The organism is Stenotrophomonas sp. P5_A9 (assembly GCF_056400525.1).
The window spans coordinates 1-9,594 of record NZ_JBFULC010000093.1 but is presented as its reverse complement, the minus strand read 5'-3'; the positions used below and the strand labels follow the sequence as shown (position 1 = coordinate 9,594).

9 protein-coding genes are annotated in these 9,594 nt (G+C 67.6%); 7 read left to right on the top strand and 2 right to left on the bottom strand.

Features of this window, described 5'->3' with window-relative positions; genetic code table 11:
- Nucleotides 1-220 precede the first annotated feature (220 nt).
- Both AC1DR7_RS19135 and AC1DR7_RS19130 read right to left on the bottom strand, forming a co-directional pair.
- A complete protein-coding gene (locus AC1DR7_RS19135) occupies nucleotides 221-997 on the bottom strand; it encodes a C40 family peptidase (protein WP_478051958.1) in 777 nt (258 codons plus the stop codon).
- A 131-nt stretch (nucleotides 998-1,128) separates the two neighbouring features.
- On the bottom strand, nucleotides 1,129-1,668 hold the full coding sequence (locus tag AC1DR7_RS19130) for a C40 family peptidase (protein ID WP_256774588.1): 540 nt from the start codon (nucleotides 1,666-1,668) through the stop codon (nucleotides 1,129-1,131).
- Nucleotides 1,669-1,779: 111 nt separating this feature from the next.
- On the opposite strand from AC1DR7_RS19130, the gene AC1DR7_RS19125 reads away from it, so the two are divergent.
- From AC1DR7_RS19125 to AC1DR7_RS19095, 7 genes are all read left to right on the top strand, one after another.
- The gene (locus AC1DR7_RS19125) at nucleotides 1,780-2,259 is read left to right on the top strand and encodes an FKBP-type peptidyl-prolyl cis-trans isomerase (protein ID WP_457319094.1); all 480 of its coding nucleotides are present in this window, start codon (nucleotides 1,780-1,782) and stop codon (nucleotides 2,257-2,259) included.
- A gap of 117 nt (nucleotides 2,260-2,376) precedes the next feature.
- Entirely contained in the window at nucleotides 2,377-3,639 is a 1,263-nt protein-coding gene (locus AC1DR7_RS19120; RefSeq protein WP_457319093.1) for a DUF418 domain-containing protein, read from the top strand.
- Between the two features lie 184 nt (nucleotides 3,640-3,823).
- Nucleotides 3,824-5,179, top strand: a complete 1,356-nt coding sequence (gene gorA / locus AC1DR7_RS19115; protein ID WP_457319092.1) for a glutathione-disulfide reductase — start codon at nucleotides 3,824-3,826, stop codon at nucleotides 5,177-5,179.
- 274 nt (nucleotides 5,180-5,453) lie between these two features.
- On the top strand, nucleotides 5,454-6,374 hold the full coding sequence (locus AC1DR7_RS19110) for a DMT family transporter (protein ID WP_457319091.1): 921 nt from the start codon (nucleotides 5,454-5,456) through the stop codon (nucleotides 6,372-6,374).
- A complete protein-coding gene (locus tag AC1DR7_RS19105) occupies nucleotides 6,371-6,736 on the top strand; it encodes an MGMT family protein (RefSeq protein ID WP_256774593.1) in 366 nt (121 codons plus the stop codon). Before AC1DR7_RS19110 ends, AC1DR7_RS19105 begins: the two co-directional genes overlap by 4 nt.
- A gap of 101 nt (nucleotides 6,737-6,837) precedes the next feature.
- The gene (locus tag AC1DR7_RS19100; protein ID WP_478052102.1) at nucleotides 6,838-7,509 is read left to right on the top strand and encodes a rhomboid family intramembrane serine protease; all 672 of its coding nucleotides are present in this window, start codon (nucleotides 6,838-6,840) and stop codon (nucleotides 7,507-7,509) included.
- Nucleotides 7,510-7,597: 88 nt separating this feature from the next.
- Nucleotides 7,598-9,271 carry a saccharopine dehydrogenase family protein gene (locus AC1DR7_RS19095; RefSeq protein ID WP_457319089.1) on the top strand — a complete coding sequence of 558 codons (1,674 nt, stop codon included), beginning with the start codon at nucleotides 7,598-7,600 and terminating at the stop codon, nucleotides 9,269-9,271.
- Nucleotides 9,272-9,594 lie beyond the last annotated feature (323 nt).

Below are 9,594 nucleotides of genomic sequence, written 5' to 3'. Positions count from 1 at the left end.
AAATAAAGGAGGAGGCCGCCAGGCCGGGGGACATTTGCGCCAGGGGCCTACCGGCTGCGACGGGGCCCTTCCGCTCGCGACAACCCCGAGCGGAGAGAGCACCAGATTCAACACCGCCCCCCGGACTACTCCGGGCACACGGGTGCCGCCGTGCTGGGGGAAGAAGCAAAAAAAAACCGCTGCAGGGCAGCGGCTTTTTCAGGATCCGGCAGTTCTGGCCTCAGAGGTCGACGCGGCGGGCCTGCATGAACTTGGCACTCCAGTAGCCGGTCATCAGGCTGTCCACGCGGACGTCCTTGCCGGTGCTGGGGGCGTGCAGGAAGCGACCTTCGCCGACGTAGATGCCGACATGGTCGACCCGGCCCTTGCGGCCGAAGAACACCAGGTCGCCGGCAGCCAGTGCGTTGCGGTCGTTGATCAGCTCGGCTTCCCCGTCGTGCGCCATCTCGCGCGAGACGCGCGGCAGCTCGATGCCCAGGGCGGTGCGGAACACGTAGCCGACCAGGCCGCTGCAGTCGAAGCCGCTGTCCGGCGAGGTGCCGCCCCAGCGATACGGGGTGCCCAGCAGGGTCATCGCGCGGCGCAGCAGCGACTGCACCTTGCCGTTGTCGGCCGCGCCGCCGACCACGGCGCCGTTGGCACCGCTGCTGGCGTCGTAATTGGCGAGCAGGCGGCTGAGGTCGCCGGCGAACATCGCCGAGCGGTCCATCAGGGGAATGGTGTCGTTGGCCGCCAAGTGTGGAAGCAGGGCGGCGAGGGTGGCACTGGCAGCGGCGTCGGCCTTGCTGCGGGCGGGGGCATCAGCCTTGGGCTTTGCCATCGCGGAAGATTCGGGCGTGCTGGCGCCAGCCGGAGCGGCGTCTACAGCGGTGGCCGGTGCGGTCTGTGCCCAGGCCGGGAGGCTGGCAAGGCAGAGCGCAATGGCAAGGAAAACGGGGCGGATGCTGCGCCGGGAAGCGGCGGTGTGGCCTTGGGTGATCAGGTCGGCTGTCGTCACGCGGCGGTCACTGAATAAAAACGATGGGTGATGATGCCGTGTAAGCGCAGTGATTAGGTACAAATTTCGTTAAAGTTTCGTTTACAAACGTGTGATCTGCATCACAAATTTGACCCTTACCCCTGTTCAGCTTAGTGCAGGACGCGTTTCGCGCCGGTGTAGTGGTCTTTCCAGTACGGCCCGCCGAGGGAGTCCAGTCGGACCGTTCCGCCGGTGCTGGGGGCGTGCACGAAGCGACCTTCGCCGACGTAAATGCCGACATGGGACACGCTGCCGCGGCTGCCGAAGAAGACCAGATCGCCCGGCGCCAGCCGCTGGGGATCGATCTTCGGACCCTGCACCGCGGCCAGGTCGCGCGAGGTGCGGGGCAGCTTCAGGTCGAGCATCTCGCGGTAGACATAGGCCACCAGCCCGCTGCAGTCGAAGCCGGATTCGGGGGTGTTGCCGCCGTAACGGTAGGGTGTGCCGACCAGTCCGATCGCGCGCATCAGCACCGCGTTGGCCGCCTGCGGGTCGTTGGGGACCACGGTGGGCCAGACCTGGGTGGAGGCGGGCGGGGCGCTCGGGCGGGTGGTCTTGCCGCCGCCACAGGCACTCAACAGCACGACGGCGGCCAGCGCGGCGAGGCGGGGGGCGAAGCGGAGGACGGGCAAAACTGGCGTCAGCTGCATGATGTACCGGATAATGCGCGGCCTCAGAAGGCCGTCATGATGGCGGCGTATCCGGCGGGGAACAACCCGCCCCACCCGTCTGCCATCGGCAGCGACCAGCCAGAGTTGCGCATGAAGATCGAAAAAGACAGCGTCGTCCGTTTCCACTACACCGTTGCCGAGCAGGGCCAGGAGCCGATCGAAAGCTCCAAGGACCGTGATCCGCTGGCGATCCTGATCGGCCACGGCAACATCATCCCGGGCCTGGAAGCGGCCATGATGGACAAGGAAGCCGGCGCCACCTTCGAGGTGGACGTCAAGGCCACCGACGCCTATGGCGAGCGCCGCGAAGGCCTGACCCAGCGCGTGCCGAAGAAGCATTTCGGCACCACCAAGCTGATTCCGGGCCAGCAGGTCGTGCTGCAGACCAACTTCGGCCCGCGCGCGGTCACCGTGGAGAAGGTCGGCATGAGCGTGGTCGACGTCGACCTGAACCACCCGATGGCCGGCAAGGACCTGTATTTCTCGGTCGAGATCGTCGACGTGCGCGCCGCCGCGGCCGAAGAACTCGAGCACGGCCACGTGCATGGCGATGGCGGCCACCAGCACTAAGCAGTAACCACTGCGACCGGCATTGATGGCCGGTATCGAAGGTGATGCAACGGCCCGCTTCGGCGGGCCGTTGCGTATCTGCGACAGGGCGACCCGCGCGCGTGGCGCGACGGCATAATGACTGCCCAGATCCACGGATTGCCTGTGAACGCCGCTTCCCTTCCCCTGCAGCCGGTCGCCGTCGGCGAGCGCATCGCGGTGCTGGACATCCTGCGCGGGTTCGCCCTGCTGGGCATCCTGCTGATGAACATGGAGGCCTTCAGCGGACCGCTGGATCTGGCCTTCACCGGCATCGATCCGCAGTGGCACGGGTTGGATTACGGGGTCGACGCGGCCATTTACGTGCTGGTGCAGGGCAAATTCTTCACGTTGTTCTCGCTGTTGTTCGGCGCCGGCTTTGCGATCATGGCCCAGCGCGCCGATGCGGCCGGGCGCGCGTTCGCCCCGTTTTACCTGCGGCGCACTGCGGGCCTGCTGCTGATAGGCCTGTGCCATGCGCTGCTGGTCTGGTCCGGCGACATCCTGGTGATCTACGCGCTGGTCGCCGTGGCACTGCTGGCCTGTCGCGAGGCCCCCACGCGCTGGCTGCCGGCCATGGGCGTGCTGACCTATCTGGGCGCGGCAGCGTTGATGCTGCTGCTCGGCGCGATGATGGGGCAGCAGGCGCAGGTGGACCCGGGCAGTGCGCAGGCGCGTGCCGCCATTGACAGCGCGCAGCAGACCATCGAACTGCAACGCCAGGCCTACGGCCACGGCAGCTACGCGCAGGCGGTGCTGCAGCGTCTGCGTGACTTCGGCGCCCAGCTCAGTGCGATCGTGGTGGTCGGGCCGGAAGTGCTGGGCATGTTCCTGATTGGCAGCTGGTTCGCGCGCAGTGGTGCGCTGGCCACGCCCGAGCGCTTCGAACGCCTGTACCGCGCGTTGCGCTGGGGCGCGCTGCCGGTCGGTCTGGTGGTGATGCTGGTGAGCGCGGTCTGGCAGCCTTACCTCGCACCGGGCACGTTCACGCCGGCCAGTGGCGCGGCCTTCGCGATGGGCTCGGTGGCCTCGCTGCTGATGTGTCTGGGCTACCTGGCCTGGATCGTGCGCGCACGTGCCGCGTTGCGCTGGCTGGCCCCCGTCGGTCGGATGGCGTTGACCCAGTACATCCTGCAGTCGCTGCTGTGCACGTGGGTGTTCTACGGCTATGGCCTGGGTGCGTTCGAACAGCTGCCGCGTGCGTGGCAGGTGCCGTTCGCGCTGGGGGTGTTCGCCCTGCAGGTGATGCTCAGCCATCTGTGGCTGCGACAGTTCCGCTTCGGTCCGCTGGAATGGGGGTGGCGGGCGATGACCTATCTGCAGTGGCCACCGCTGCGCCGGGCGACGACTGCGCAGCGCTGAGCGCAGCAGTCGATGACCTGCCAATGCTCGACCGCGTGCCTGCACATCCTCACGTCTGGCTCGCGGCCGGACATGGCATCCTCGTCATCCGCATGCGCGTTGGCATGGGACAACGGCGGCCTGATGGGATCCGCCGCGCCGCGCCGACGCGGGATCCTGCCCCTTACCAAGTTGAGCGATTCCAATGAGCAAGCACTACGACTATGACCTGATCGTGCTGGGCGGTGGCTCTGGCGGACTGGCCGCCGCGTTCCGCGCCGCGCAGCACGGCCAGCGCGTGGCGATGCTGGAGCCGGGCGAGCTGGGGGGCACCTGCGTCAACGTTGGCTGCGTGCCGAAGAAGGCGATGTGGCTGGCCGCCGACCTGGCGGGAAGGATCGGCATGGCCGCATCGATGGGCTTCGACGTCCCGGTACGGCCGGCGCTGGACTGGAAGGAACTGGTGGTGCATCGCCAGGCCTACATCGCCAACATCCACGCCAGTTACCTCAAGCGCCTGAACGAAAACAACGTGGTGCGGGTACCGCGTCGCGGCCACCTGGTCGATGCGCACACGGTGGAATGCAGCGACGGGGTGCGCATCAGTGCCGCGCACGTGCTGATCGCCACCGGCGCACATCCGCAGCGTCCGGATATTCCCGGCGCGGAGTTGGGTGCGGTCTCCGATGATTTCTTCAACCTGTGCAGCGCGCCCGAGCGCGTGGCGATCGTCGGGGGTGGCTACATCGCCGTCGAGCTGGCCGGGCTGCTGCAGGCACTGGGCAGCAAGGTCACGCTGCTGGTGCGCGGGTCGCGGTTGCTGGAGCGCTTCGACGCCGAGTTGACCGCGCAGCTGGCCGAGAACCTGCGCCACCAGGGCGTACAGGTGCACTTCGATTACCGCCTGCGTGAGCTGCGCCGCGACGGCGATGCGGTTGCTGCCTATGGCCACGACGGCCCGCACGAAGCGGTGTTCGATCAGCTGTTTTTCGCCACCGGCCGACGCGGCAACAGTGCCGGGTTGGGGCTGGAAGCACTGGGCATCGTGATCGGCGACAAGGGTGAGGTGGAGGTCGACGAGTGGCAGACCACGGCGGTGCCCAGCGTGCATGCGGTGGGCGACATCGCCGGCAAGGTCGGCCTGACGCCTGTGGCGATCGCCGCTGCGCGCAAATTGATGGACCGCCTGTTCGGTGGCCAGCCGCAGGCGAAAATGGACTATGAGAATGTTGCCAGCGTGGTGTTCTCGCACCCGGCGCTGGGTGCGGTGGGTCTGAGCGAGGAAGAGGCGCACGAGAAGCACGGGGATGTCCGCGTGTACCGCAGCAACTTCCGCCCGATGCTGCAGGCGCTGTCCGATGGCACCCAGCGCAGCCTGTTCAAGCTGGTCTGCGTGGGCGAGGACGAACGCGTGGTCGGCGTGCACCTGCTGGGCGAGTCGGCCGACGAGATCCTGCAGGGTTTCGCGCTGGCGGTGAAGATGGGCGTGACCAAAGCGCAGTTCGACGACACCGTGGCGATCCATCCGACCTCCGCCGAAGAGGTCGTATTGATGCGCTGAACGCGCATCAGCGGGCGGCAATCACCAACAATCCAGGTAGTGCCACGCCATGCGTGGCAATCGCACCAATGATCCGGTGGTACGTTCGGCAACGCCCCACCTTCGTGCGCGCGGACACCCCCTGCCAAGCGCAGCCGGGCATGGCCCGGCTCTACCGCGGCGGGCGGCGGGCCCGCTGCGGCAGGCGCGCCGGGTGGACCGGCCCGCTGCCGCAGGCGTGCGACAATCCAAGCCCCCCCTTGTCCTCCAGCCGCGCCGCGCGGCCGCTGTCCCGATGCCGCCCACTGTTTCCTCGCTCCCGACATCCTCCAGCCGCATCGCCGCCGGTGGCATCGCGCTGGCCGCCGTCGGTGCCGTTGCTGCATCCGGCAAGGCGGTGATCGTGAAGCTGGCCTACCGGCATGGCGTGGATGCAACCACGCTGCTGGCGCTGCGCATGCTGATGGCGTTCCCGTTGTTCGCGCTGTTGGCGGTGTGGTCGGCGCGCCGTGCCACCGCACTGTCATGGCCCGATCGTGGCCGCGTGCTGTGGCTGGGCTTCACCGGCTATTACCTGTCCAGCCTGCTGGACTTCCAGGGCCTGCAATACATCAGCGTGACTTTGGAACGGCTGATCCTGTACCTGAATCCCACCCTGGTCCTGCTGATCAGCCTGGTCCTGCTGAAAAAACGCCCCGGCCGCTGGCAGCTGATCGCCCTTGGGCTGAGCTACCTCGGCGTGCTGCTGGCGTTCGGCCACGACCTGCAGTTGGAAGGCGGACGCATCCTGCTGGGCAGTGCGCTGGTGTTTGCCAGTGCGCTGAGCTACGCGCTGTATCTGTTCGGCAGTGGCCAGGTGGTGGCACGGATCGGTGCGATCCGCCTCACCGCGTATGCCAGCTGCGTGGCCTGCGTGCTGTGCGTGCTGCATTTCGCGCTGCTGCACCCGCTGGTGGCGCTGGGTCAGGCGCCGGTGCCGGTGTACTGGCTGTCGCTGATCAACGCCACGCTGTGCACGGTGCTGCCGGTGATGGCGATCATGTTGGCGGTGAAGCGGATCGGCTCGTCGCTGGCCGCGCAGGTGGGTATGCTCGGGCCGGTATCCACCATTGTGATGAGTCTATGGCTGCTCGACGAACCCATGGGCCCCTGGCAGATCCTGGGGACGGCGCTGGTGCTGGTCGGCGTGCTGCTGGTCAGCCGCGCCCGCGCATGACGCCGGCCGCGGCGGCCCCCGAAGACGCGGCCGCGCAGGCGCGCGAACGCATCCTCGCGGTGATACGGGCGATTCCGCGTGGCCAGGTGATGGGCTATGGCCAGGTCGCTGCCAAGGCCGGCTTGCCGGGCCGGGCGCGGCTGACCGCGCGCGTGCTCGGCATGAACGAAGACCCGGACCTGCCCTGGCACCGCGTGCTGCGCTCGGACGGACGTATCGCCATGCCGGAAGGCTCGCACGGCTGGAGAGAGCAGAGCCAGCGGCTGCGTGCCGAAGGCGTGGCGATCGAGCGCGGGCGGGTCAAACACATGCCGCGCAGCGGCGGCGATGATCTGGATGCGGCGCTGTGGGGGCCCGGCTGAGGCTGGAAACGCGGCACCCTCGCGGTTGAATGCGTCGCGCCGGGGCGGTCCCGGGGCAGGGTGCTGCGGCTATGATGGGCGCAGTTCCAAAGGATGCCCTCATGTTTCCGCGACTGCCCACTGTCACCAAGGCACTGTTGATCGCCAACATCGTGCTGTTCCTGCTGCAGCAGCCTTTCCTGCTCGGCAACGGCACCTTCGAGCCGTTCATGCTGCAACCGCTGCGCGGCGGTTTCGATCCGTTCTCACCGGGCGGCAACTTCCAGCCGTGGCAGCTGCTCACCTACGGTTTCCTGCACGGCAGTTTCGGCCATCTGTTCTTCAACATGCTTGCACTGTTCATGTTCGGTGCGGCGCTGGAGCAGACCTGGGGCGAGAGGCGCTTCCTGACCTATTACCTGGTGTGCGTGGCCGGTGCAGGCGTGTGCCAGTTGCTGGTCGGGGCAATGATGGCTGACCCGGTCACCGTGCTCGGCGCGTCCGGTGGCGTGTTCGGGCTGCTGCTGGCCTACGGCATGCTGTTCCCGAACCAGCGCGTGATGCTGCTGTTCCCGCCGATCCCGATGAAGGCGCGCACCTTCGTGATTGTGTTCGGCGTGATGGAACTGGTGCTCGGTGCCACCGGTTGGCAGCCGGGCGTGGCCCACTTCGCGCACCTGGGGGGCATGTTGTTCGGTTGGCTGCTGATCCGCTACTGGCGCGGACAACCGCCGTTCAACAAGCGCCCACCCAGTGGACCGCGTAAAAAGAACCACCTGCGCAGCGTCCGCTGACGCCGCAGCGGACTCCAACGAAGGGCACCGAGGGTGCCCTTCGTCGTATCCAGACCGTTCAATCGACTGAAGCAAGGATGTTTCCATCGTGAAAATACTGATCCTGGGGGGCTACGGCGTGTTCGGCGGCCGGCTGGCGCGGCTGCTGTCGGACCTGCCCGGTCTGGAGCTGCTGATCTGCGGGCGCAACCTGGAGGCAGCGACCGCGTTCTGCGCCGATTACGTGGGCGCGCCGCAGGTGCGGCCGCTCAAGGTCGACCGGCAACGCATCGAGCCGGTGCTGCAGGCCGAACGACCGGACCTGCTGGTGGACGCCTCCGGTCCATTCCAGGATTACGGCGCGCATCCCTACCGCGTGATCGAAGCCTGCATCGCCGCACGCATTTCCTATCTGGATTTCGCCGATGCGGCCGATTTCGTGTTCGGCGTGGCGCAGTTCGATGCGGCGGCCAGGGCGGCCGGCGTGTATGTGTTGTCCGGGGTCAGCAGCTTCCCGGTGCTGACCGCCGCGGTGCTGCGCGAGATGGCCAGGCACATGGACATCGTCAGCGTGGACGGTGGCATCGCGCCGTCGCCGTATGCCGGTATCGGGCTCAACGTAATGCGCGCGGTGGTCGGCTACGCCGGTGCGCCGGTGAAACTGCAGCGCAACGGTCGGCCGGGCCATGGCATCGGGTTGGCCGAAAGCCGGCGCTTCACCGTCGCGGTGCCGGGCAGGCTGCCGTTGCGCAATCTGCATTTCTCGCTGGTCGATGTGCCGGACCTGCAGGTGCTGCCACCCGAACACCCGACGATGACCGATATCTGGATGGGCGCCGGCCCGGTGCCGGAGGTGCTGCACCGGGTACTCAACCTGCTGGCCAAGGCACGGGCGCGGCTGCACCTGCCCTCGCTGGTGCCGCTGTCGCGGGTGTTCTACAGCGTGCTCAACCTGATGAAGTTCGGTGAGCATCGCGGCGGGATGTACGTCCGCGCACGCGGGATCGCCAACGGTGTCGAGGTTGAACAGAGCTGGCACCTGCTGGCCGAGGGCGACGATGGCCCCTACATCCCGTCGATGGCGATCGAGGCGGTGGTGCGCAAGCTGCTGGTTGGGGAGCGGCCGGCCGACGGTGCGCGCCCGGCCACGCACGCGTTGGCGTTGTCCGATTACCAGCGTTTGTTCAAAGGGCGTTCGATCCATACCGGGTTCCGGAGCGAGACGCCCGGTGCCAGCCTGTATCGGCAGCTGCTTGGCAGCGCCTTCGACGCTCTGCCGCCACAGGTGCAGGCGCTGCATGACAGCAGCGAGGGCAGGCGCTGGCAAGGCGTGGGCGAGGTGCGTCGCGGCAAGGGGCTGTTGGCGCGGATCGTCGGTGCCGTGTTCGGCTTCCCGCCGGCCGCGGCGGCGGTGCCGGTCAGCGTGGCATTCGCCCCCGAGCGGGGTGGCGAGCGCTGGACCCGCGATTTCGCCGGGCGCAGGTTTTCGTCGTTGCAGTGGCGCGGGCAGGGCAGGAACGAGCAGCTGCTGGTCGAACGCTTCGGCATCGTGGAGGTTGCGCTCGCGCTGGTGGTGGAAGACGATCGCCTGTACTTGGTGACACGCCGCTGGTCATGCCTGGGTGTCCCGTTGCCGAAGGCGCTGCTGCCGTGCGGGCACACGTTTGAGACCGAGCGCGCGGGTCACTTCGTGTTCGACGTGGAGATTGCCGCACCGATGATCGGCCTGATCGCTGCGTATCGGGGCACGCTGCAGCCTGTCAGCGCGGTGAGCACAGGCTGAAAAAGTGCGTCTCTTCGATGGAAGGGGAGCGTGTTGTTTCAAGGGCCGTCGCAGATCGCGCACGGCCATACGCGCGTGGCTATGCAGTCAAGGGCCGTTTGGATCTGGTGGTGTCTGTCTCCGCTTGGGGCTGTCGCGAGCGTGAGGGCCCCGTAGCGGCCGGTAGGCCCCTGGCGTAGTGTCCCCCGGCCTGGCGGCCTCCTCCTTTATTTTGCCCAGGAACCTACCGGCCGCTACGGGGTTCGGCTCGCGGTGAGCAGGTGGAAGCCAGGCGTTTCTTACGCTGGTCGGTGGGTCGGGCGCTGGGTCCCCATGCCCTTGGA